The sequence below is a fragment of the Pseudomonas sp. NBRC 111132 genome (genome assembly GCF_001320565.1).
Classification (GTDB): domain Bacteria; phylum Pseudomonadota; class Gammaproteobacteria; order Pseudomonadales; family Pseudomonadaceae; genus Aquipseudomonas; species Aquipseudomonas putida_P.
In genome coordinates, this window is sequence record NZ_BCBI01000024.1 from 16,165 (window position 1) to 40,280 (window position 24,116).

General features: G+C 62.7%; 17 protein-coding genes. 6 read left to right on the forward strand and 11 right to left on the reverse strand.

Annotated features, from left to right (window positions below; genetic code table 11):
- Window positions 1-18: 18 nt before the first annotated feature.
- From APH35_RS13590 to betI, 4 genes are all read right to left on the reverse strand, one after another.
- Window positions 19-1,761, reverse strand: coding sequence for a potassium/proton antiporter (locus APH35_RS13590; protein ID WP_012274619.1), 1,743 nt, complete (start codon window positions 1,759-1,761; stop codon window positions 19-21).
- A gap of 266 nt (window positions 1,762-2,027) precedes the next feature.
- On the reverse strand, window positions 2,028-3,725 hold the full coding sequence (betA, locus tag APH35_RS13595; RefSeq protein ID WP_012274618.1) for a choline dehydrogenase: 1,698 nt from the start codon (window positions 3,723-3,725) through the stop codon (window positions 2,028-2,030).
- 77 nt (window positions 3,726-3,802) lie between these two features.
- Window positions 3,803-5,275 carry a betaine-aldehyde dehydrogenase gene (gene betB, locus APH35_RS13600; RefSeq protein ID WP_060514970.1) on the reverse strand — a complete coding sequence of 491 codons (1,473 nt, stop codon included), beginning with the start codon at window positions 5,273-5,275 and terminating at the stop codon, window positions 3,803-3,805.
- Window positions 5,276-5,314: 39 nt separating this feature from the next.
- The gene (gene betI / locus APH35_RS13605) at window positions 5,315-5,971 is read right to left on the reverse strand and encodes a transcriptional regulator BetI (protein WP_012274616.1); all 657 of its coding nucleotides are present in this window, start codon (window positions 5,969-5,971) and stop codon (window positions 5,315-5,317) included.
- Between the two features lie 533 nt (window positions 5,972-6,504).
- Here betI and APH35_RS13610 point away from each other — a divergent pair.
- Together APH35_RS13610 and APH35_RS13615 are read left to right on the forward strand one after the other, a co-directional pair.
- On the forward strand, window positions 6,505-8,451 hold the full coding sequence (locus APH35_RS13610; RefSeq protein WP_223296422.1) for a BCCT family transporter: 1,947 nt from the start codon (window positions 6,505-6,507) through the stop codon (window positions 8,449-8,451).
- A 168-nt stretch (window positions 8,452-8,619) separates the two neighbouring features.
- Window positions 8,620-13,299, forward strand: a complete 4,680-nt coding sequence (locus APH35_RS13615; protein ID WP_060514971.1) for a dermonecrotic toxin domain-containing protein — start codon at window positions 8,620-8,622, stop codon at window positions 13,297-13,299.
- A gap of 47 nt (window positions 13,300-13,346) precedes the next feature.
- Here the strand turns inward: APH35_RS13615 and APH35_RS13620 are convergent, their stop codons facing one another.
- From APH35_RS13620 to gpmI, 4 genes are all read right to left on the reverse strand, one after another.
- Entirely contained in the window at window positions 13,347-14,114 is a 768-nt protein-coding gene (locus APH35_RS13620; RefSeq protein WP_060514972.1) for a divergent polysaccharide deacetylase family protein, read from the reverse strand.
- Window positions 14,115-14,122: 8 nt separating this feature from the next.
- Window positions 14,123-15,439: a S41 family peptidase gene (locus tag APH35_RS13625; protein ID WP_012274612.1), complete on the reverse strand. Its 1,317-nt coding sequence runs from the start codon at window positions 15,437-15,439 to the stop codon at window positions 14,123-14,125.
- Window positions 15,440-15,517: 78 nt separating this feature from the next.
- Window positions 15,518-16,834, reverse strand: a complete 1,317-nt coding sequence (locus APH35_RS13630) for a murein hydrolase activator EnvC family protein (RefSeq protein WP_060514973.1) — start codon at window positions 16,832-16,834, stop codon at window positions 15,518-15,520.
- Between the two features lie 142 nt (window positions 16,835-16,976).
- Entirely contained in the window at window positions 16,977-18,512 is a 1,536-nt protein-coding gene (gene gpmI / locus APH35_RS13635) for a 2,3-bisphosphoglycerate-independent phosphoglycerate mutase (RefSeq protein WP_012274610.1), read from the reverse strand.
- 206 nt (window positions 18,513-18,718) lie between these two features.
- On the opposite strand from gpmI, the gene APH35_RS13640 reads away from it, so the two are divergent.
- The 3 genes from APH35_RS13640 to secB are packed head-to-tail and all read left to right on the forward strand — an operon-like array spanning window position 18,719 to window position 19,913.
- A complete protein-coding gene (locus APH35_RS13640) occupies window positions 18,719-19,132 on the forward strand; it encodes a rhodanese-like domain-containing protein (RefSeq protein ID WP_012274609.1) in 414 nt (137 codons plus the stop codon).
- 1 nt (window position 19,133) lies between these two features.
- Complete coding sequence (gene grxC / locus APH35_RS13645; RefSeq protein WP_003249204.1) at window positions 19,134-19,388, forward strand: glutaredoxin 3; 255 nt, start codon at window positions 19,134-19,136, stop codon at window positions 19,386-19,388.
- 39 nt (window positions 19,389-19,427) lie between these two features.
- The gene (gene secB, locus APH35_RS13650; RefSeq protein WP_012274607.1) at window positions 19,428-19,913 is read left to right on the forward strand and encodes a protein-export chaperone SecB; all 486 of its coding nucleotides are present in this window, start codon (window positions 19,428-19,430) and stop codon (window positions 19,911-19,913) included.
- Between the two features lie 58 nt (window positions 19,914-19,971).
- Here the strand turns inward: secB and trmL are convergent, their stop codons facing one another.
- A complete protein-coding gene (trmL, locus tag APH35_RS13655; protein WP_060514974.1) occupies window positions 19,972-20,433 on the reverse strand; it encodes a tRNA (uridine(34)/cytosine(34)/5-carboxymethylaminomethyluridine(34)-2'-O)-methyltransferase TrmL in 462 nt (153 codons plus the stop codon).
- On the opposite strand from trmL, the gene APH35_RS13660 reads away from it, so the two are divergent.
- Window positions 20,432-20,869, forward strand: a complete 438-nt coding sequence (locus APH35_RS13660; protein WP_041166611.1) for a hypothetical protein — start codon at window positions 20,432-20,434, stop codon at window positions 20,867-20,869. The two genes, trmL and APH35_RS13660, sit on opposite strands and share 2 nt — an antisense overlap.
- Window positions 20,870-21,328: 459 nt before the next feature.
- On the opposite strand, the gene ntrC is transcribed toward APH35_RS13660, so the two are convergent.
- Window positions 21,329-22,765 carry a nitrogen regulation protein NR(I) gene (gene ntrC / locus APH35_RS13665; RefSeq protein ID WP_012274604.1) on the reverse strand — a complete coding sequence of 479 codons (1,437 nt, stop codon included), beginning with the start codon at window positions 22,763-22,765 and terminating at the stop codon, window positions 21,329-21,331.
- Window positions 22,762-23,847, reverse strand: coding sequence for a nitrogen regulation protein NR(II) (gene glnL, locus APH35_RS13670; RefSeq protein WP_003249215.1), 1,086 nt, complete (start codon window positions 23,845-23,847; stop codon window positions 22,762-22,764). The genes ntrC and glnL overlap by 4 nt, the downstream gene beginning before the upstream one ends.
- Window positions 23,848-24,116: the final 269 nt, after the last annotated feature.

A 24,116-nucleotide genomic window follows, 5' to 3' on the forward strand; every position in this document is an offset into this window, starting at 1 on the left:
ATCCGGCAGAAACGAAGTTTAGAGGAACAATCCTGGTCCGGGTCGCGTTCCTTCGGGGAATCTGACGCCTACTTTCTGGATCTTGTTCCCGTCCATGGTCGCCACGGTCCAGATCGTGCCATGCCATTCGACCTGGTCACCTACTACTGGAGCGCCTCCGACCTTCTGTCGGATGAACTGCGCCAGCGGCATTTTCGCGTCCAGGCCATCGAGTTTCAGGCCGTACAACGCTGCCACCGCACCCAGTTCGGCATCGCCTTCGAGCACGAAGTCGCCGAAGAAACGCAGGTCCAGGCCACGCTGTGGCGCCTGGCTGAACAGTTTGCCCAGGGCTGGCAGGTTGTGCTCGTGGCCGATCACGCAGAGCATGTCGCCAACTTCCAGCACGGTACTGCCCGACGGGTGCAGCAATTGCTCGTTGCGGAACAGGGCGGCAATACGTGTGCCCTCGGGCATTTTCAGCTCGCGCAGGGCGGCCCCGATACACCATTTTTCGGCGCCCAGACGGTACACGAACAGCTCCCATTCGCTGGTGACGTGCACTTCCAGGGCGGAGCGGGAGATCGGTGCCGGGTCTGGTGGTACGGTCACTTTCAGCAGCTTGGCCATCCACGGCAGGCTGGTGCCTTGTACCAGCAGTGACACCAGCACGATGAAGAATGCCAGGTTGAAGAACAGCTGGGCGTCCGGCAGGCCGGCCATCAGCGGGAACACCGCCAGAATGATCGGCACCGCGCCGCGCAGGCCAACCCAGGAAATAAAGCCCTTTTCGCGGCCATGGAAGGCCTTGAACGGCAGCAGTGCAGCGACCACCGACAGTGGCCGCGCCACCAGGATCATCCACAGCGCCAGGCCCAATGCCGGTAGGGCAATGGGCAGCAGGTCGTGCGGGGTGACCAGCAGCCCCAGCACCAGGAACATGCCGATCTGGGCCAGCCAGGCCATGCCGTCGAGCATGTGCAGAATGCCGTGGCGGCTGCGAATTGGCTTGTTGCCCAGCACCAGGCCGCACAGGTACACGGCGAGGAAGCCGCTGCCGTGCAAGGCGTTGGTCAGCGAGAACACCACCAGGCCGCCGGCCACGACCAGAATCGGGTACAGGCCGCCGGCCAGGTTGATGCGGTTGACCAGTTGCAGCATCAGCCAGCCGCCGCCCAGGCCCAACAGCCCGCCGATGCCGAACTCGCGCAGCAAGTGGCCCAGCAGGCTCCAGTGCAGGCCGGTCTGGCCGCTGGCGATCATGTCGATCAGGGTAACGGTGAGGAACACCGCCATCGGGTCGTTGCTGCCCGACTCGATCTCCAGGGTGGCGGTAACCCGCTCATTCAGGCCTTTGCCGCCCAGCAGCGAGAACACCGCAGCGGCGTCGGTGGAGCCAACGATGGCGCCGATCAGCAGGCCTTGGATCAAGCTCAGGTTGAACAGCCAGGCGGCAACCAGGCCGGTGAGGGCGGTGGTGATCATCACCCCGACCGTGGCCAGCGACAGCGCCGGCCACAGTGCCACGCGGAAGCTTGCCACCCGCGTGCGCAGGCCGCCGTCAAGCAGGATCACGGCCAGTGCCAGGTTGCCCACCAGGTAGGCGGTTGGGTAGTTGTTGAAGATGATGCCGCCACCATCGACACCGGCGACCATGCCGACCGCGAGGATGATGACCAGAATAGGGATACCCAGGCGCGACGACAGCGAACTGACCAGGATACTTGCGCCCACCAGCAATGCGCCGATCAGGAACAGGCTGTTGATGGTGCTTGCATCCAAAGGCAGGTACTCCGGGACAACGGGCGGGAGGAGGCTTGATAGCGTGTCGCTAGCAGGTCGCGTGCCAATCGATTCTAACCTGATGAATTGGCAGCATGTAAAGCGTTTCTGCAGATGTGCAAAAGGCACCGCAGTGGGTGCCTTTCCGTGTGTTGCCTGGGCGGGCCTCTTCGCGGGCACGCCCGCTCCCACAGGATTTTCACAATACTTGAGATTTGTGATGTCCGTGTGGGAGCGGGTTTACCCGCGAAAAGGCCGGTGCAGGTTTACGCCTGCTTCACTTCACGCATCGGCTTGCCTTTCACCGGTGCATCACCCGCCACATAGTACTTGGCGGTGCTGCGCGGCAACGGCTTGCGGCCGCGGATCTTGTCCGAAATTTTCTCGGCGATCATGATCGTGGTGGCGTTGAGGTTGCCGGTGATGATCAGCGGCATGATCGACGCATCGACCACACGCAGGCCCTTCATGCCATGCACGCGGCCTTCGCCATCGACCACCGCCATGTCGTCGGTGCCCATCTTGCACGAGCAGGACGGGTGGAAGGCGGTTTCGGCGTGCTCGCGGATGAACTTGTCCAGCTGCTCGTCGGTTTGCACGTCGGCGCCCGGGCTGATTTCGCGGCCACGGTACGGGTCCAGCGCCGGCTGGGCCATGATTTCGCGGGTCAGGCGGATACCATCGCGGAACTCCTGCCAGTCCTGCTCGGTGGACATGTAGTTGAACAGGATGCTTGGGTGCTGGCGCGGGTCTTTCGACTTGGCCTGGATGCGGCCGCGGGCAGGCGAGCGCATGGAGCCCATGTGCGCCTGGAAGCCGTGTTCCTTCACGCCATTGGAGCCGTTGTAGTTAATGGCGACTGGCAGGAAGTGGTACTGAATGTTCGGCCACTTGAACTCAGGGCGGGTACGGATGAAACCACCGGCCTCGAACTGGTTGCTGGCGCCGATACCGGTGCCTTTGAACATCCACTCTGCACCGATGGCTGGCTGGTTCCACCAAAGCAGCGATGGGTACAGCGATACCGGTTGGGTGCAGGCGTACTGCAGGTACAGCTCAAGGTGGTCCTGCAGGTTTTCGCCAACGCCCGGCAGATCGTGCACAACCGGGATGTCGAGGCTTTCCAGCAGGGCGCGCGGGCCAACGCCGGAGCGCTGCAGCAGCTGCGGCGAGGCGATGGCGCCGGAGCTGACGATCACTTCCTTGCGGGCGCGGGCTTCAACGCGCTCTTCACTGTCGCCGACCAGGTAGGTCACGCCTACGGCGCGCTTGCCGTCGAACAGCACGCGGTCGCTCAGAGCGTGGGTGACGATGGTCAGGTTCGGGCGCTTCTTGGCCTGGTCCAGGTAGCCACGGGCGGTGCTGGAACGGCGGCCGTTCTTGGTGACCGAACGGTCCATCGGGCCGAAGCCTTCCTGCTGGTAGCCGTTGAGGTCTTCGGTGCGTGGGTAACCGGCTTGTACGCCGGCTTCAACCATGGCGTGGAACAACGGGTTGTTGCCAGCCTTCGGCGTGGCGACGCTGACCGGGCCTTCGCCACCGTGGTAGTCGTTCGGGCCGATGTCGCGGGTTTCGGCTTTGCGGAAGTAGGGCAGGCAGTCCAGGTAGGTCCAGTCTTGCAGGCCTGGCAGTTCTGCCCAGCCGTCGAAGTCCATGGCGTTGCCACGGATGTAGCACATGCCGTTGATCAGCGACGAGCCACCCAGGCCTTTGCCACGGCCACATTCCATGCGGCGGCCGTCCATGTGCGGCTCGGGATCGGTCTCGTAGGCCCAGTTGTAGCGGCGGCCCTGCAGCGGGAAGGCCAGGGCAGCTGGCATCTGGGTGCGGAAGTCGAAGCGGTAATCAGGGCCACCGGCTTCAAGCAGCAGGACGGTGACGCCGGCGTCTTCGGTCAGGCGGGTAGCCAGGGTGTTACCGGCCGAGCCGGCACCGACGATGATGTAATCGAATTCTTGGGACATGAAAGTACCCTCGTGTTGGCGGTGATCAGGGAGCGGGAACGCCCGTGCACAGCGGCACGGGCGTGGCTAGACAGGGTTTAGAAAACCGAGTTGTAGCCGCCCAGCTCAACCTGGACCGACTTGATGCGAGTGTATTGAGCCAGCGAGCTGACGCCGTTCTCACGGCCAACGCCCGACTGCTTGTAGCCACCGACCGGCATTTCGGCCGGCGATTCACCCCAGGCGTTGATCCAGCAGATACCGGCTTCGAGCTTGTGGATGATGCGGTGGGCGCGGGTGATGTCGTTGGTGCACACACCGGCAGCCAGGCCGTACTCGGTGTCGTTGGCGCGACGGATCACTTCTTCTTCGGTCTCGTAGGACAGAATGCTCATGACCGGGCCGAAGATCTCTTCCTTGACGATGGTCATGTCGTCGTTGCAATCGGTGAACACGGTCGGGGCCACGAAGGCGCCCTTGGCGAATTCGCCTTCGGTCAGACGCTCGCCGCCGCACAGGACGCGGGCACCTTCTTCTTTGCCCTTGGCGATGTAGCTCAGCACGTTTTCCATGTGCGCGAAGCTGACCAGCGGGCCGAAGTTGGTGTTTTCGTCTTCCGGGTTGCCAACGCGAATGCGGGCAACGCGCTCGGCGATCTTGGCTTCGAAGGCAGCCTTCATTTCAGCTGGGATGAACACGCGGGTGCCGTTGGTGCACACCTGGCCCGAGCTGTAGAAGTTGGCCATCATGGCGATGTCGGCGGCCTTGTCCAGGTCGGCGTCGGCGCAGATGATCAGTGGCGATTTGCCGCCCAGTTCCATGGTGACTTCCTTCAGCGAGGAGCTGGAGGCGCTGGCCATGACTTTCTTGCCGGTGGTGGTGCCGCCGGTGAAGGACACTTTTTCGATGCGTGGGTGCTCGGTCAGCCAGGTACCGACTTCGCGGCCACTGCCGGTCAGCACGTTGAACACGCCATTCGGCAGGCCGGCTTCGGTGTAGATCTCGGCCAGTTTCAGGGTGGTCAGCGAGGTGACTTCCGACGGCTTGAAGATCATCGCGTTGCCAGCGGCCAGGGCCGGGGCGGATTTCCACAGGGCGATCTGGATCGGGTAGTTCCAGGCGCCGATACCCACGGTCACGCCCAGCGGCTCGCGGCGGGTGTAGACAAAGGACGATTCGCGCAGCGGGATCTGCTCGCCTTCGATGGCCGGTACCAGGCCTGCGTAGTATTCCAGCACATCGGCGCCGGTAACGATGTCGACGTAGCGGGTTTCGGAGTACGACTTGCCGGTGTCCAGGGTTTCCAGCTGAGCCAGTTCATCGTTGCGCTCGCGCAGGATGTCGACAGCGCGGCGCAGGATGCGCGAGCGCTGCATGGCGGTCATCGCAGCCCAGACCTTCTGGCCACGCTCGGCGCTTTCCACGGCCTTCTCGACGTCGGCCTCGGTGGCACGCTGTACGTGGGCGAGGACTTCGCCAGTGGCCGGGTTGATGGCTTCGAAAGTGGCATCGCTGCCAGCGTCGACGTAAGCGCCATCAATGTAGAGTTTTTGCGTTCCGAAACGGGCCATAGTGTCCTCGCAAGTGCAGTGTGTGGTTTGGCTAGCGCGTCACGCTCCTGCCGGGTTGGCAAGGGCCGTGCGCGCTTGTTCAGCGGCCTGGTCGTTTGTGCCCAGGGTGTGCTGTTTAGCCAGTTGTAGATCCATGTATTCGTAAGCAATCCGTATTGCCTGGTCGGTGTCGAATGCATCACCCGACAGGGCACCACGCAGCCACAAGCCGTCGATCAAGGCCGCCAGGCCGCGGGCTGCCTTGCGCGCATGGTAGAGCGGCAGGGTGCGGCGGAACTGGCAGCACAGGTTGGAATACAAGCGGTGGTCGTTGATCCGCTGCAACCTGTGCAAATCGGGCTGGTGCATGCTGGAAGCCCAAAAGGCCAACCAGGTTTTCATTGCCGGGCCGTTCACCTGGCTGGCATCGAAGTTGCCCTCGATGATCACTTTCAGGTGGGCACGCGGGCTGTCGTCCGTCAGGGCCTGGCGACGTGCTCTAACGCCTTCGTTGAGCATGCTCATGATGTAACCCATCGTCGCTGCGATCAGGCCATTCTTGTCCCGAAAGTAGTGACTGATGATGCCGTTCGACACACCGGCCAAACGGGCAATCAGCGCAATGCTGGCGTCCCCCAGACCGACCTGATCGACCGCCTGCAACGTGGCTTCGATCAACTGCTGGCGGCGGATGGGTTGCATACCGACCTTGGGCATCTTGCTATCTCCTCAGGCCTGCGAGCAGACGACAGGCGGCTGACTCGGCGAAGGCCAGTCTATTTTGTTTTGATTGAACGTTCAATCAATAAAGAATAAGCTCTGCGACAATTTGTGCCATTGACAGTTTTTCAGGCGGTCGAGAAGGCACGGATTGACACCCCAGGAAATCGCGTAACCCCCGGAATACAAGGCGTTGACGGGCATGAGCGATGCGAAATGCAGATTCTGCCGCGCGGCTTTTGGCCCTGCGGCAGGCCCTTGGAGCGGGCGGGGTGATCTGTGACGAATGCGCGCACCTCTGCGGATGCGTGGCATTTTCAGCAGGCCACCTGTCTGTTTTTTTGCAACGTATCGATTCGGGATCACGGTTTCCAGGGTGCTTTTATAACACCTGACGCAGTGGGGATATTCCACCAATTGCTCGGGAAAGACTGATTAGCCTCCACAGCCGTACTGCCCGGAGCATTCGTGCAATGAGTTCTGCCTCACTTACCAAGCCCCCCGCCGAGAGGGTACGGGTCAACCGCGTGGTGTTCTTCACCTCCGCGCTGATGATCCTTGTTCTGACTGCCTTGCTGATCGCTGTACCCGAAACCGCGGGCCAAGTGCTGGGCGTGGCCCAGAAATGGCTGACGCGTACCTTTGGCTGGTACTACATGCTGGTCATCTGCGGCTACTTGCTGTTCGTCGTCTACCTGGCCTTCTCCGACTACGGCAGCCTCAAGCTGGGTGGCAAGGATGACCAGCCTGACTTCAGCTATGGCGCCTGGGCCGGCATGCTGTTCTCGTCCGGTATCGGTATTTCGCTGCTGTACTTCGGCGCTTCCGAGCCGCTGGACCACTACTTCAACCCACCGGAAGGCACCCCAGCCAGCCTCGAGGCCGCGCGCCAGGGCCTGCAGCTGACCTTCCTGCACTGGGGCCTGCACGGCTGGGCGATCTATGCCCTGGTCGGCCTGGCCGTGGGTTACTTCGCCTACCGCCACAACCAGCCGCTGGCCCTGCGTTCGGCGCTGTACCCGCTGGTCGGCGAGCGTTGGGTCAAGGGTGCTGCCGGCAACGCCGTCGACATCTTTGGCATGTTCGTCACCCTGCTGGGCCTGGTGACCAACCTAGGTATCGGCTCGATGCAGGTATCCTCGGGCCTGGAATACCTGTTCGGCATGGACCACAGCAAGACCAACCTGCTGGTGGTGATCCTGGTCATGGCCGGTGTGGCCACCGTGGCTGCGGTGTCGGGTGTGGAAAACGGCATTCGCCGCCTGTCCAACCTGAACATCATGCTGTTCAGCGGCCTGCTGATCTTCGTGCTGCTGGGCGGTGAAACCCTGCACCTGCTCAACGGCTTCGTGCAGAACGTCGGCGACTACCTGAACGGCATCGTGCTGAAAACCTTCGACCTGTATGTGTACGAAGGCGAAGCCGGCAAGTCCGAGCGCTGGCTGGGCCTGTGGACCGTGTTCTATTGGGCCTGGTGGATCTCCTGGGGCCCATTCGTCGGTATGTTCATTGCCCGTATCTCCAAGGGCCGCACCGTGCGCCAGTTGGTGATGGGTGTGCTGTTGATCCCGCTGGGCTTCACCTTGGCGTGGCTGTCGATCTTCGGCAACACCGCACTGGACTTGGTGATCAACCAGGGCGCCGTGGAGCTGGGCAAGACTGCGCTGGAACAGCCGTCGATGTCGATCTACCAACTGCTGGAATACTTCCCGGCAGCCAAGATCGTGATTGGTGTGGCGGTGTTCGTCGGCTTCGTGCTGTTCCTTACCCCGGCCGACTCCGGTGCGGTGATGATGGCCAACCTGTCGTGCAAAGGCGGCAAGGTCGACGAAGACGCCCCGCACTGGATGGTGGTGTTCTGGTCGGTGGTTATCACCCTGGTCACCATCGGCCTGCTGTTCGCCGGTAACTTCGAGGCCATGCAGACCATGGTGGTGCTGGCGGGCCTGCCGTTCTCGGTGGTGCTGGTACTGTTCATGTTCGGGTTGTACAAGGCCATGAAGCAGGACGTGGCAGTCGAGCAGGAGCGTGCCGAGCTGGCCGCCCGCGGTCGCCGCGGCTTCAGCGAGCGCCTGAGCCAGCTGGAGCTGCAGCCGACCCAGGCCGTGGTGCAGCGGTTCATGGACAAGCAGGTCAGCCCGGCGCTGAAAGAAGCGGCCGCACAGCTGCAGACCCTGGGCTTCGAGGTAGAAACCCGGGTTGGCCAGTCGCGCAACATGATGGGCCTGCGGGTGATGATGGAAGAGGGCAACCCCTTCGTCTACGAAGCCAGCCTGGACGGTTACCTGGCCGCGCCGAGCGAGGCGCCGGTCGAAGGCGAGCCGGAGGTGCAGCAGCGCTTCTACCGCGCCGAGGTGTACCTGCACGACGGCAGCCAGGAATACGACCTGATGGGCTTCACTCGCGAACAAATCGTGCGTGATGTGCTGGATCAGTTCGAAAGCCACCGCCAGTTGCTGGGGCGTGTGTACAGCTGATTGCTGTTGCTGTGAGGCAGAGGCCCGGTTCGAAGGAATCGGGCCTCTTTTGTTTCTTGCAGGTGATCGTTGAGCCGGGTGAATGACTTGTGCAGCATTAATTAGTGCCTCCCGCCTTTCGCGAAAACGCACCCTGGGTGATTCATTCATCACCCAGGGTGACCTCGCATGCCAATCGAAACCAGAACCACACCGGACTACCAGCGCGCGGTGTCGCTGGCGTTCGCTGATCGCCCGACCCTGCGCCAGCTGGCCTCGCAGCAGGCCTTGCAAGTGCTGGCTGCGCATCTAGGTAGCATTGCCGCTGCCAAGTTACCGGATGCAGGCCCTGTCATCCTGGATATCCCCTACGACGGGGCTGTCACTGGCCAGTACCGCCCTTATGATTCCTGGTTTTCGCGGCCACTGGTCGATGCCTTGCTCGATGCCCTGCGCCAGGGCTGCACGTTGGAGGCGATGGGGCTGGCAGGTGGAACTTTCTCTGTCCGGGTTGCACTGCCGTACGTCATGCGTAATACCGCCGGCGAGCCGTTGGAATTTACCTCGGTAGCTGCGGACGGCGTACTGGCTGAGCTGAACCGACTGGTGTCGACACTGCCAGAGCGGTTTCGCCAGGCCCAGGTCGCCTATTGGGCGGCCGTCGGCTTCCATGGCGTTAGCCGGGATCGCTGGCTTGCGCAGGTCATCAAGTCGACCCTGCTGCAAAGCCTGCCCCTGCAAGACCTCGATGCCCAGCAACGTGACTGCGTATTGGGGCTGCTCAAGGGTGGGGCGCAGCTACCTTCGGTGTTCAGCGTCGAGGTGCAACTGAATGATGGCGCTGAAAGCGTCGACCTTTTGCAGACGCAACTGCTTGTGCGCGGTGAGTGGGACGAAAGCGAGCAGGTACTGTGGTGTGCCCCCAGTGGGGTGGTCAAAGGGTTTTCCGGCTACGATGCCTTCGCCACCGCATTGCGCGATGAGTTGGCCGAGACCCAGCGTTTTACCTCGTTGACTTGGCGCCGCCATGAATGCACCGGCGACGTGTTTTCCGTGCAGTGCACCCTGTTGCTTGAGCGCATGCTGGGCCAGGTGGATCGCTGGCAGGTTTCGACGTTCAATGATGTGGCGTCGCTTGAGCATTTCTATTCGAGCGCCAGCGACCCCGCGCAGTGGTTCATCGCGGGTTATCACGCAGCGGACGAGGCCGACGTTTCGACCCCTTTGGGGCTCTACCGCGCACAGGCGCAGGATAAATTCGCGTTCCAGCGCGGGCTGTTCGAGCTGGCTTTGGCGCAGGCCGAGTCGCTAGGCAGCTCTGCCCTCGAGGGTGTCGAGGACCTGCACAGCTACACTGATGCGCAGCTCAGGCAGCAGATGCTGCGGGATCAACCCGATGAAGCGAACTACTACGCCGCCGATTTGCTGCTGACCCTGACCACAGCGCGGGGCGTGCCCGGAGGGGCGGGTGTGGGGCCTGGAGATGGCGTCATCGAATCCCGCAGCATCACGCTGACCGAATTTGCCATCGGCAACCTGAGCGTGCTGGGCGATGCGGTGATCACGAAGATCGAGCATCGTGACGAGCAACTGATCGCCCCCTGGTTGACCGGCGACTATCTACGATCACTGGTCGAGCGTGTCGATATCGGCGGTCGCTATCCCGCCTATGTATCCGAACAGCTCGACCCCGCCCTGCAGCCAGAGCGGGTCACCCGCTTTGCCCGCGAATGGCGCTGCTCCCTGCTGTTCAGTGCCCTCAGCGCCAAGCTGGGCGGCACGCTGAGTGAGGTAGGTCTGCAAGCTATCGTCGACTACTGTGCCGGACGGTTGGATGCCCAGCGCCCCCGAACCACGCTCATGCCGCTGGCGTTTCAGCGTGCGGTGGATCATCCGGCTCCGGATCTGGTCATGGGCATGTTCGTGCTGCACTCGGTCGAGCCGTTTTCGTTGGTACTTTATCGGCCGCTGTACGGCCAGCGGGGCTTGACCGAGTTTTCGGGCTTTGAGGCGCTGATGGAGGCGGTTCGCGACAATAAGGCGCTGCGCGAAAGTGTCCTGCAATGGCTCGATCCCCAGGCTCGCGCGGTATACGACCATGGTGGATTCTTCGAGCCACACCTGGGGGCGCCGATCATCGATACTTCGCTGTTGCCGGGCCGGGCAGATCCACCGACCTTAATCCAACTGCCCTGGGTAGCGGAAGTCGACCGGCTGATGTACGACGGCAATCGCCGCTTGCTGGTCGAGTTGGCCGGCCGGCAATCGGTCTCTACTCGCCAAAGCCGTTGGGCCCTGTTACAGCAGGGCGCCTGGCTGTTGTTCGATGTGGCCACACTGTTGCTGCGCGGGCCGATTGCCACGGTCGCCTGGCTGGCGCAGTCGGTGCTGGGGGCTATGCGCGATGCGCAGGCATTCTCCGAGGGCAGCGCATTCGAGCGCAGCGCGGCGGTGGTGGATGCGCTGCTGAATCTGGGCATGGCGTTGGTGCATGTACGCTTGCCATCGGTCGACCCTGTCGGGCCGACGCGCATGACAAAACCACTGCCACGGCTTGCCATGGCCAGCACGGACAGCGCGCTGGCGGTAATGCCCGTACAAGGCGAGGCGTCTCAGCTGGCCAATCGTACCAGTCAGGTGCTGGATTTCTCCTGGCGAGGTGCACAGGGGGTCAATGTACTGACCTCCCAGCAGCGCACATCGCTTCGCCGTCTGGCTTCGGCCGTGGAACTGACGGGGGTGTCGCCGGATGCCTTGGGGGTCTATCAGGTGCAGGGCCGTCAATACGTCATCCTTGCCGGTGATACCTACCAGGTCGAATTGCAGGGAAGCGCTGCACGCATCGTTGGGCCGCAGGATGCGCATGGGCCCTGGCTTGTCCGGGGCCAGGGAAACTGGCGCATCGATACCGCGCTGAGACTGGTGGGGGGCGGGCCGAAGAGTCGCCTGGAGCTGGCGCAAAGGAAGAACAAGAGCGATTTCGAGCAGTTGAACCAGCGCCAGAACGAGTTGCTTGCAGAGCGCAACACCCTGGGCAATTTCTTCGAGGCGAGCAAGGACAAGGTCAAGGCCAAGGAAGCAGAGCTCGATCGGCTGCGCCAGCATGCCCAGTCGATCACCGATTCGAGCCTGGCAGCGAAGTTCGATGAGCGGATTGCCAGCGTCCAGGGGGAAGTTGCCATTGCGAAGGCGCTTTCCCTGGATGACCTCAAGAAGATGGTGGACTGCACCATAAGGTTGGATGACGTGATGACTTCAATGAGTGAGCAGCGCTTTGCGTCTCAGGCGTTGTTCGCTGTGCTGCCCCGTCAGCGGGGCATCATACGTCATGAGTTGATCGATTACGGCGTGGGGTTCTACAACGAAGCCGTGATGCAGGTGAACGAGGCGGATCTGCCTGATGTGCTCAATGGCATGGCCGCCAAGCCGGAGAGTGCCGAAGAGCTCAATCACTATCGGTTTGCCAGGGCGAAGTTGGAAAAGGTGCTGAGCTGGCAGCTGGATCTGATCGAAGTGTCCGAGGTGCTGGATGTGCTGATTGAGAGCTTGCAGAGCGACGGTCTCGTGCTATGGGACGCGGTGCTCGATACGAGGGTGGAGAAGCGTGCCGTCCTGAAGTTTCTGCAGGATAGCCGCAAGCTCAGCGGTATCGGCTTGCGCCTGCGGAGCTTGCTGGACCTTGGTGAACTGAGCCTGACGCGTGAGGCCCCGGTGGACGAGCGGGAATTGATTCAGGCGCTGGATTATCTGGCTGGTGACGAGCTCAAGAGTGCAGGCGCCGCCCATGAAGAGTTGATCACCGCCGACGGCCTGCCATTGACCACTCAACAGCAGGTACTGAGCAGTACCTTGGATACCTACCAGAGCACCCGGGCACGCTTGGATTATCTGGCCGAAACATCTCCCGAGCTGTTGGTAGAGGCCAAGGTCGCGCAATACAAGGACGTGCTGCACAGGCTGACCAGCCAGGCCGAACAGCTGCTTGCGCAGGTGGTGCGCGAGCTTGAGCTATCGACTCCGGCGCAGCCCAAGACGCGTCTGTATGCCCAGCGCCCTGGCACCTTGCGCATAGCGCGTACCTATGACGGGCGCAGTGTAGTGGGCGAGGAAGTCGAGGTTTCTGGCGAGCGGGTTGTTCAGCAGCATGATGTCACGGGTCAGGTGCTGCGCACGTTCCGCCAGGAGGGCGATAGGTTCGTTGAGCAACGTCCTGCGGTGGCGGAGGAGCAAGGCACCGAAGCAGCCGTCAACGCAGGGCTCGCCAGGGGTAAGGCCAGGGCCGCGCTGAAGCAGGTCGATGGTGTGATTCGTCTTGTGCGCAAGTATGCCAAGGCAGAAGACCCGTTTGGTATCCGTACCATCATCGACCATCATGTGAGCCAGCTGGAGGAGGCTGGGAAGCTGCTGAAGCGGGCTGGCATCGAAAGCGAGTTTGGCAGTCGCCTGGCCGACGACATCGAGCGCCTGGAATCGGTGCAGCGGGATTACCTGATTTCCACTTACACCTCGACCAGCCATCCTTCGGCCAACAGCCTCCGGTTTCTGGTGGAGCAGGAGCAGGTCCGGATCACTCGGACCGTGACCCGCAAGCCACTGGGCGCCGGTGATTTTCTCGATGTGTTCGAGATTCGACGCGTGCCCGCGCCCGGCAAGGCCAAGGGTGCGGGGTTATGGGAAGCACACTTCCACTACCCGGCCGCCGACACGCCTGTGCGGCAGTTCAGCAAGGGACATCTCAAACTGTGGGCGCAGCGCACGCTGGGGCGGGAGGCACAGCTGCGCGCTGCTGCCAGCGCCGGTGAACTGCTGGCCATTTATCGCGGTAATCTGCGCTGGGCGGATGTCGAGGGCCTGATTCCCTTCGAGTGAAGAGCTGGTGCGCACTTACTGCAGGCAAGTGCTTGTGCTACCGGCCTTCAGCGGTTCTGATACACGCCCTGTCGGCCATGTGCCGGCATCGCCTTGTTACTGCGTTCGGCGATCATCTGGCGCAGTGGGATCAGCTCGATGCCTTGGTGTTTGAGACCAGGCATCGCGCTTTCCAGCACTTGCAGCGTCTGCGGGTAGGGATGCCCGATCAGCACAGCCGAGCCCTGCTTGCGGGCGAGCGCGACGCCTTGTTGCAACTGGGCGGCGATGGCCTCCGGGGTGCGCACGTCGTCCAGGAATACATCCCGCGACACGTGCGCCAGGCCAATGCGTTGGGCCTCGGCCGCCGCCACGGTGGCGGCGCTGGTGCGGCTGTCGACGAAGAACAGGTGGCGTTGCTGCAGTTCGCCCATCAGCCAGGCCATGGGTTCACGTTGTGCCGTCATGCGGCTGCCCATGTGGTTGTTGATGCCCGCTGCGTAGGGGACTTTGGCCAGGGCGGCTTGCAAGCGGCTGGCAAGTTCCGGCAATGGCGCGCCGGGGTGCCAGGCGTAGGGCCCGGTGGCCGGGTCCATGGGCATGTGCAGGATCACCGTCTTGCCGGCCTTGTGGGCCTGGCGGGCGAAATCGCTGGCGTGGGGGGTGTCGGGCATGATCGCCATCGTGACTGGGCCGGGGAGGGCGAGGGTGCGGTTGTCGCGCTCGCTGCTCTGGCCCAGGTCGTCGATGATGATGCTCAGGTAGGCCTTGGCGGCCGGCGCCGCTTGCGCGACTCCGGCCAACAGGCACAACAACAGACACAGCAGGTAACGCATCGCGTGAATCATTTGCCCGAGGTGATGTTCAGCCCTTTGAGCAGGCTCAGCGCCTGGCTCAGTTGGAAGTCATCGTCCTGCGGACGTTCCTTGCGTTTGCTGCTGCCCGTCGGGCGGTCGGCGCCGCCGTTGCCGTTGCCCAAGTGGCCCTGCAGGTCGGCTTCCTTGAAGTTTTCGGTGTCGACTTCGGCGGTGAGCTTGGCCGGGCGCACCTCGATGTCCGGTACGATGCCCTGGGCCTGGATCGAGCGGCCGTTGGGGGTGTAGTACAAGGCGGTGGTGAGTTTCAGGGCACGGTCGTTGGCCAGCGGCAGCACAGTCTGCACCGAGCCTTTGCCGAAGCTGTCGGTCCCCATCAGCACGGCGCGCTTCTGGTCCTGCAGTGCGCCGGCGACAATTTCCGACGCCGAGGCACTGCCACCGTTGATCAGCACCACCAGGGGTACGCCTTCGCTGGCGTCGGCCGGGTCGGCCGAGAAGCGCAGCTCGGAGTTGGCGATACGGCCCTTGGTGTAGACGATCAGGCCCTTGGTCAGGAAGTGGTCGGCCACTTCCACGGCCGACTGCAGCACGCCACCTGGGTTGTTACGCAGGTCCAGCACTACCCCGCGCAGCTTCTTGCCGTTGTCCTTGCGCAGCTTGGCCAGGGCTTTGCCCACTTCGTCGCCGGTCTTGACCTGGAACTGGGTGATACGGATGTAACCGTAGTCGTTCTCCAGCAGTTGGCTCTTCACGCTCTTGACCTGGATGACCGCGCGGGCCAGGGTCACATCAAACGGGTTGCCGCCATCGCGCACCAGGGTCAGGGTGATTTTTTCGCCGACCTTGCCGCGCATCTTGTCGACCGCTTCGGTCATGGTCTGGCCGCGTGTCGGGGCACCGTTGATCTTGACGATCAGGTCACCCGCCTGCACGCCGGCACGTGAGGCCGGGGTGTCGTCGATCGGCGACACCACCTTGATGAAGCCATCTTCCTGGCCCACTTCGATGCCCAGCCCGCCGAATTCGCCGCTGGTGCTCTCCTGCAGCTCCTGGAAGTCCTCGGGGCCAAGGTAGGCCGAGTGCGGGTCCAGGTTGCTGAGCATGCCCTTGATGGCGTTTTCCAGCAGGGTCTTGTCGTCTACTGGTTCGACGTAGGCGGCCTTGATACGGTCCATGACCTCGGCGAAGGTGCGCAGTTCTTCCAACGGCAGTGGTGCCTTGGCGGTCACCTCGGTGGCGGGCACTGCGGCAGCCTTGGCCGGCTCGGCGGCAGTGGCCAGGGGCGCGCCGACCGCCAGGGCGATGGACAGGGCCAGCTGGGTGAGACGAGGCGAGTGCAGCATGTCGAACGAACTCCTGATCCTGTAAGCGCTCCCTGGGGAGCATCGGCGCAGCACTCAGGCTACGCCGTAGAAATTTGACTAGCCCCGACACCACTGCGAGGGGTCGGTAGGCCGACCCTGCTGGCGAATGGCGAAGTACAAGCCTGCCGCGTCCTGGCCACCGCTGTCGCCAACGGTGGAAATGGCTTCACCAGCCTTGACGATATCACCGGCGCTCTTGAGCAGGCTCTGGTTGTGGCCGTACAGGCTCAGGTAACCGTTGCCATGGTCGAGAATGACCAGAAGCCCGGCGCCGCGCAACCAGTCGGCGAATACCACGCGCCCGCCGTGCACCGCACGTACCTGGGTGCCTGGGTTGGCGCTGATCATCACCCCGTCCCACTTGGCACGGGCATCGCTGCCACGGGCATCACCGAAGCGTGCCAGCAGTCGACCATTGACTGGCCATGGAAGTTTGCCCCGCGCGGCAGAAAAAGCGCCGCCGTAGTTCGCGCCATCGCTGGAAACCAGCGGGCCGAGGGTGGTGCGGGCTTTTTTCGGCGGCTCCACAGGCTCTGCAGGCTCACGGGCTCGGTCGCGTGCGGCGGCGGCGGCCAGCGCTTCCTGCTGGCGGCGCTTTTCCGCTTCTTGCTGCGCCAACAGGGCCTTCTTGCGTGCTTCTTCGGCTTCGCGGGCCTGGCGAGCGAGGGTTTCCTCGATGGTCTTAAGCACCTTGGCCAGGTCGGCCTGGTCCTGTTCGCGCGATTGCAGCTTCTGGTCGCGGTCCTTGACATCGCTGTTGAGCTTGGCCAGTACCTGCTGGCGCTTGCTGCGCTCGGTTTCGAGGGCCTGGCGACGGCTGTCGAGGTCAGCGCGTTGGGCCAGCAGCTGTTGTTGCTGGCTGGCAATGTCCTGCTCGACGTTGGCCAGTTGGCGCAAGGTCTCGTTGAAGGTGCGCAATTGCTCCAGGCGCGCCTTGCTCAGGTAGTCGTAATACGTGAGGGTGCGGGCGAACTTCTCGGGGTTCTGCTGGTTGAGCAGCAGTTTGAGGTATTCCTCGCGACCGTTGTTCTGGTAGGCCGAACGGGCCTGAATGGCGATCAGCCGCTGTTGTTCAACGCGGGCGCTCTGGAGTTTTTTTTTCTCGGTATCAAGGCGCTCCAGCTCGCCTTCAGTCTTTTTTAGTTCTTGCTGCAGGGCCTCCACCTGCTTTTCGAGGTTGCCGATGTCGGTCTCGGTGGCTTTGAGGTCCTTTTGCACACCGGCCTTTTCTTCCTGGAGCTTGCCCAGCGTCTTCTTGAGCTCGGCAATGTCCTGGCGGGTGGCGTCCAGTTGCTGCTGGGTCTGCGCACGCTCATCGGCAAAAGCCGGGCAGAGCAGGCAAGACAGGGCTAGGAGAATCAGGGCGCGAAGCATGGGGTTTGGCGTACCAAGGATGGAGACTGGCCTAGTATGCCCGCCTGGGCCGGCAAAAAAAACGCCTCGCTGCGGGTGCAGAGGGGCGTTTGTCCGGAATTCATGTGCCATTGGGGCTGCATGGCAGCCCCAGCGCCTGGGATCAGGCGTCGACCAGAATCGAAGTACCGGTCATTTCCACCGGCTTTTCCAGCCCCAGCAGTTGCAGCATGGTCGGCGCCACGTCGGCCAGTACGCCACCGTCGCGCACTTTCAGGTTGCGCTTACCCACATAGATGAACGGTACCGGCTCGGTGGTGTGCGCGGTGTGCGCCTGGCCGGTGCATTCGTCTTCCATCTGCTCGACGTTGCCGTGGTCGGCGGTGATCAGGGCTTCGCCGCCGACTTTCTCCAGTGCATCGACGATGCGGCCGACGCAGGTATCGAGTGCTTCGACGGCCTTGACCGCAGCTTCGAACACGCCGGTATGGCCGACCATGTCGCCGTTGGCGTAGTTGACCACGATCACGTCGAAGCGCTGCTGCTCGATGGCTTCGACGATGCGATCGGTCACTTGCGGTGCGTTCATTTCCGGCTGCAGGTCATAGGTGGCGACCTTCGGCGACGGGATCAGAATGCGCTCTTCGCCCTCGAACGGCTCTTCGCGGCCGCCGGAGAAGAAGAAGGTGACGTGGGCGTACTTCTCGGTTTCGGCGATGCGCAGTTGGGTCTTGCCGTTTTTTGCCAGGTACTCGCCCAGCACGTTGTTCAGGCTGGAGGGCGCAAAGGCTGCCGGTGCCGGGATTTTTGCCGAGTACTGGGTCAGGCCGATGTAGGCCGCCATTTTCGGCAGGCGCGCGCGGGCGAACTCAGTGAAGTCCGGCTCGACAAACGCACGGGACAGCTCGCGAGCACGGTCGGCGCGGAAGTTCATGAAGACCACGGCGTCGCCGTCCTCAACCTTGACCGCTTCGCCGATGCGCGTGGCTTTGACGAACTCGTCGCTTTCGTCACGGGCGTAGGCCGCTTCCAGGCCGGCCTGGGCGGTGTCGGCCGTGTATTCGGCTGCGCTGTCGACGATCAGGTTGTAGGCGGCGCTGACGCGGTCCCAGCGGTTATCGCGGTCCATGGCGTAGTAGCGGCCGATCAGGCTGGCGATGCGGCCCTTGCCCAGTTTGGCGAAGGTGGCGTCGAGCAGTTCGATCGACGACTGTGCGCTGCGTGGCGGGGTGTCGCGGCCATCGAGGAAAGCGTGCAGGTAGATCTTTTCCGCTCCGCGCTGCGCAGCCAGTTCGGCCATGGCCACCAGGTGGTCCTGGTGGCTGTGTACGCCACCATCGGACAGCAGGCCGAGGATGTGCACGGCCTTGCCGGCACTGGCTGCCTTGTCCACGGCACCGGTGAGCACCGGGTTTTTGAAGAACTCGCCATCGCGGATGGCTTTGGTGACGCGGGTGAAGTCCTGGTAGACGACGCGGCCGGCCCCCAGGTTCATGTGACCGACTTCGGAGTTGCCCATCTGCCCGTCCGGCAGGCCGACATCCATGCCCGAGCCGGAAATGAGGCCATGCGGCAAGGTAGCGCGCAGGCGATCATAGACCGGCGTATTGGCGGCAAAGATGGCGTTGTGTTCGGGGACTTCGCTGTGGCCGAAGCCATCCAGGATGATCAGGACCAGGGGTTTGGGCGTACTCGTCATCAATCAAACTCACGGTTGTTCAAAGATGATAAAGACACGCATTTTAGGGCAAATACGCCACCTGCGGCGAATATTCGTCCTGTTCCCTGACCAGCGCGGCCAATGCGGCAACATGAAGGTACCTTTCCGGCCGGCCCGTCGGGCTTTGGTGGCACTGGGGGGCTGTGTATACTGGCCGGCATTTTCAATCGCCTGGAACACCGCTGATGGTTGCTCACCTGATTCAATTCGCGACAGATCACTACATCCTGGTTGCGATCTTCCTCATTCTGCTGGTCCTGCTGCTGATCAACGAAATCCGTCGCGGCGGCCAGAGCCTGAGCAATGGCCAGCTGACGGCCCTGGTCAATGCCGAGAAGGGCCTGGTGGTCGACATTCGCCCGGCCAAGGAATATTCGGCCGGTCACATCGTCGGTGCGATCAACATTCCGCAGGACAAACTGGCCGCCCGCATGAGCGAGCTGGAGAAGCACAAAGAAAAGACCCTGATCGTCGTCGACGCAATGGGCCAGCAGTCCGGCACCCACTGCCGCGAACTGCTCAAGGCTGGCTACACCGCCGCCAAACTGAGCGGTGGCGTTTCCAGCTGGAAAGCCGATAACCTGCCCCTGGTGAAGTGATATGAAGCCCGTCATCGTCTATTCCAGCGACTACTGCCCCTACTGCATGCGCGCCAAGTACCTGCTCGAGAGCAAGGGCGTGGCCTTCGAGGAAATCAAGGTGGACGGCAAGCCGCAAGTTCGCGCCGAGATGAGCCAGAAGGCCGGCCGTACGTCGGTGCCGCAGATCTGGATCGGCAGCACCCATGTCGGTGGATGCGATGACCTCTATGCCCTGGAGCGCGCCGGCAAGCTCGACGCGCTGCTGGCGGCCTGATTTGCACTGCATTCAAAAACATTAGGATAAGGATCTGCCATGACTGACCAACAGACCAACGGCGCTGCTGCAGAAGACAACAGCCCTCAGTTCTCCCTGCAACGCATCTATGTGCGTGACCTGTCGTTCGAAGCCCCGAAAAGCCCGCAGATCTTCCGCCAGACTTGGGAGCCGAGCGTTGCGCTGGACCTGAACACCAAGCAGAAAGCCCTGGAAGGCGACTTCCACGAGGTGGTGCTGACCCTGTCGGTAACCGTCAAGAACGGTGACGAAGTGGCCTTCATCGCTGAAGTGCAGCAGGCCGGTATCTTCCTGATCGCCAACCTCGATGCGCCTTCGATGAGCCACACCCTGGGCGCGTTCTGCCCGAACATCCTGTTCCCTTACGCCCGTGAAACCCTGGACAGCCTGGTGACCCGCGGTTCGTTCCCGGCGCTGATGCTGTCGCCTGTCAACTTCGATGCCCTGTACGCGCAAGAAATGCAGCGCATGCAGGAAGCGGGCGAAGTGCCGACCGTGCAGTAATTCTGCCGGTATCGAAAAAGCGCCTCTAGGGGCGCTTTTTTGTTGCCTGCAAGGGCGATCAGCTACCAGCGAACCCGTTCTGCCGCCATGCCTCGTACACCGTCACCGCCACGGTATTGGACAGGTTCAAGCTACGGCACCCCGGCCGCATCGGCAGGCGCAGGCGTTGTTCGGCCGGCAGGCTGTCCAACACCTCGGCCGGCAACCCGCGGCTCTCTGGCCCGAACAGGAACGCATCGCCCGGTTGGTAAGCCACTTCGTGGAAGGGGTGCGAGCCCTTGGTGGTGAAGGCGAACAGCCGTGGGTTGCCCAGGCTTTCCAGGCATCCGGCCAGGCTCTCGTGGCGCCTGAGCGTGGCATACTCGTGGTAGTCCAGCCCCGCGCGGCGCAGGCGCTTGTCATCCAGTTCGAAACTGATGGGTTCGATCAGGTGCAGGTGGCAGCCGCTGTTGGCGCACAGGCGAATGATGTTGCCGGTATTCGGCGGAATTTCTGGTTGAAAAAGGATGACGTGAAACATGCACGGCTCCAAGCGTGAAGATGACGGGCATTCTACCCCTGAACCGGACGTGCGTTCGAAGGCCTTCCCGCGGGTGATGCTGTCGTTGGCGATCGTCGGCTTGATGGTGGGGCTGATGATCGGTCGCCTGACTACGCCCGACGAGCGTGAGCTGCAGCAGGTGCAAGTGGTGCAGGACGGCCTGCAGCTGTGGTTCAACGAAGAGCCCAAGCTGCACGGCGAGAACGTGGAAGGTACAGTGGCATTGCTGTTCCAGGCCCAGGGCAAGGCCCAGCAGGGGCAACTGAGCCTGCAGGGCAAGCCGGTGAGCTGGCGGGTACAGAACAGCCAGGAAGGGTTGTTGCTGACGGTGGTGGCCGCGCGCCCCCTGCACGGCGAGTGGAGCGGTGCAGAGGACGACGGGCGCTGGCGTGTGCAGGTGAAATTGCACGAATAAAAGAGGGGATTTCCCGGCCTGCCTGTACCAGGGTCCCCAAAAGGGGTGCTGCGTATAAAGGGGGGATTTCCCGGCCTGCCTGTACCGAGGTCCCCAAAACGGGCGATGCTGCGAATAAAAGAGGGGTTCACCCGGCCTGCCTGTACCAGGGCCCCCGAAACTGGGTATGTATTAGCTATTGCAGGGGGCGTGCCAGTTTTGCAAAGCCCGTGAATGTTGGGCTTTGAGGGGGAATTGGCCGGGTTTTGAGGGGATTTGTGCCTTCGCGAGGTGCATCGGGCACAGGATCGGTGCATCGGGGCTGAAAAAGCCGGGCCTGCTTCGCAGGCCTATCGCGACACAAGGCCGCTCCCACAGGACGCCGCTCCGTTCAGAGGCGGCGCTATCCCTGTGGGAGCGGCCTTGTGTCGCGAAAGGGCCGCAAAGCGGCCCCCGGGATCTTGAGGGTTTACTCAGAACTCAGTGGTCTTCACCTTCCTCATCATCCCCACCCGCCACATTCATCCCCAGCTCCTTGATCTTGCGCGTCAGGGTGTTACGCCCCCAACCCAGCAACAGCGCCGCATCCCGGCGCCGACCGGCGGTGTGCTTGAGCGCCGTCTCGATCATGATCCGTTCAAAACTCGGCACCGCGCTGTCCAGCAGGTTGGTCTGCCCGCGCGCCAACGCCTGGTCGGCCCACTGGCGCAGGGCCTGCTCCCAGTTGGTCACCGGTGCGGCGTCCTGTGGCAGGTTCAGAAGCTCGGGCGGCAGGTCGCCGATCAGCACTTCGCGGCTGGAAGCCATCACGGTGATCCAGCGGCAAGTGTTTTCCATCTGCCGCACGTTGCCCGGCCAGGGCAGGTTGCGGATGAACTCTTCGGTCTCAGGCTTGAGGACCTTCGGCTCGACCGCCAGCTCCTGAGCGGCCCGGGCAAGGAAGTGGCGGGCGAGTGCGGGGATGTCTTCGCGGCGGTCGGCCAGGCGCGGGATATGGATACGGATCACGTTCAGGCGGTGGAACAAGTCCTCACGGAACTTGCCGGCTTGCACCAGTGACTCCAGGTTCTGGTGGGTGGCGGCGATGATGCGCACGTCGACCTTGACCGGTACATGGCCGCCCACACGATAGAACTCGCCATCGGCCAGCACGCGCAGCAGGCGGGTCTGGGTGTCGGCAGGCATGTCACCGATTTCGTCGAGGAACAGCGTACCGCCATCGGCCTGCTCGAAACGGCCCCGGCGCAGGTTGGCAGCGCCGGTGAAGGCCCCCTTTTCATGGCCGAACAGCTCCGATTCCATCAAGTCCTTGGGGATGGCGGCCATGTTCAGGGCAATGAACGGCGACGCCGCGCGCGGGCTGTGCCGGTGCAGGGCGTGGGCCACCAGCTCTTTGCCGGTGCCGGACTCGCCGTTGATCAGCACGGTGATGTTGGAGTGGCTGAGGCGGCCGATGGCGCGGAACACCTCCTGCATCGCCGGGGCTTCACCGATGATTTCCGGGGTACGCGCCAGGTTCTGTGGCACATCCAGGCCCTGCTGTTCCTGAGCGTGCTGGTTGGCGCGCTTGACCAGCGAGACCGCTTCGTCGACGTCGAATGGCTTGGGCAGGTACTCGAAGGCCCCCCCCTGGTACGAGGCCACCGCGCTGTCCAAGTCGGAATGGGCGGTCATGATGATCACCGGCAGGCGCGGGTGCTGTTCGCGGATCTGTGCCAGCAAGTCGAGGCCGCTGGCGCCAGGCATGCGAATGTCGGAGATGATCACGTCCGGTTGCTGGCGCGCCAGGCGCCCCATCACACCGTCTGCGCTGTCGAAGCTCTGGGTGGTCATGCCTTCTTGTTGCAGGGCTTTTTCCAGGACCCAGCGGATGGAGCGATCATCGTCGACGATCCATACGGTTTCACTTCGGCTCATGAGGCGGTGGCTCCTTGTTCCAGGGGCAGGTAGATCGAGAAGGCGGTGTGGCCTGCGTGGCTTTCACACTCGATCAGGCCCTGGTGCTGGCTGATGATGTTCTGGGTAATGGCCAGGCCCAGCCCAGTGCCGTCCGGGCGGCCACTGACCATGGGATAGAAGAGAGTGTCCTGCAGTTCCGGCGGGATGCCCGGGCCGTTGTCGATGATCTCGACCCGCGCCACCAGGCGGTGGCGCACGTGGCCGATGGTGAACTGGCGCAAGGCGCGACTGCGCAAGGTAATGCGGCCCAGCCGCAGCTCATTCTGCGAGCTGATCGCCTGCATGGCATTGCGTACGATATTGAGTACGGCCTGGATCATCTGCTCGCGGTCGATCAATACGTCCGGCAGGCTAGGGTCGTAATCGCGCACCAAAGTGATGCAGCCCTGGCTTTCGGCGTCGACCAGGCTGCAGACCCGCTCGAGCACTTCGTGAATGTTGGTCATGGCCAGCGATGGCAGCTTGTTCGAGCCGAGCATGCGGTCGACCAGGTTACGCAGGCGGTCGGCCTCTTCGATGATCACGTTGGTGTAGTCGCGCAGGCCTTCCTCGGGCAGTTCGCGGGCCAGCAACTGGGCCGCGCCACGGATGCCGCCAAGGGGGTTCTTGATTTCATGGGCCAGGCCGCGCACCAGCATCTTGGTGGTTTCCTGCTTGCTCAGCTGAGCCTCTTCCTTGGTGATGCGCAGCAGCCGGTCGCGTGGGTGCACCTCGAGCAACAGCAGGGTCTGGCCCTGATGCAGGATTGGCGTTACCGCGTAGTCGACAGTGATGGTCTGCCCGGTCAGCGAAGTGAGCTGTGCTTCACGCTTGGTGAATGGGTGCGCCTGCTCGACCGCCTGGCGCAGCGAGCTGAGTGCCTCGGTCGATTCGGTGAACAGCTCGCTGATGAACTGCCCATGGCTACGCTGGCCACTGACGGCCAGCAGCATTTCCGCTGCCGGGTTCATGTACTCCAGGCGCAGCTCGGCGTTGAGCAGCAACGTGGCGGTAGTCAGGTTGTCCAGAAGCAGACGGTGCTGTGCATCGCTGATGGTCATAAGGCGTCGTTGACCTCTTTTGGCGCTTGCCCGGCACTGCTTTGGCCTGGGCCGGACGCGGGGTGGTTCCGCTGGTGCGAGACTCTCGGCAAGAAAATGCAAGAAACAAACCAAAGCTCCGAAAAGAAGCGGAATTTGCCGATAAAGGCCTGGATCTGCGCAACTTCGGACCAGAAAGTCTGGATGAAACGTTTAACTTGACCCAGATTGGGGAGCAAATGAGGGCACGGTGTCAATTTGTGCACCAAGATAGAGCATAGCGTGATGGC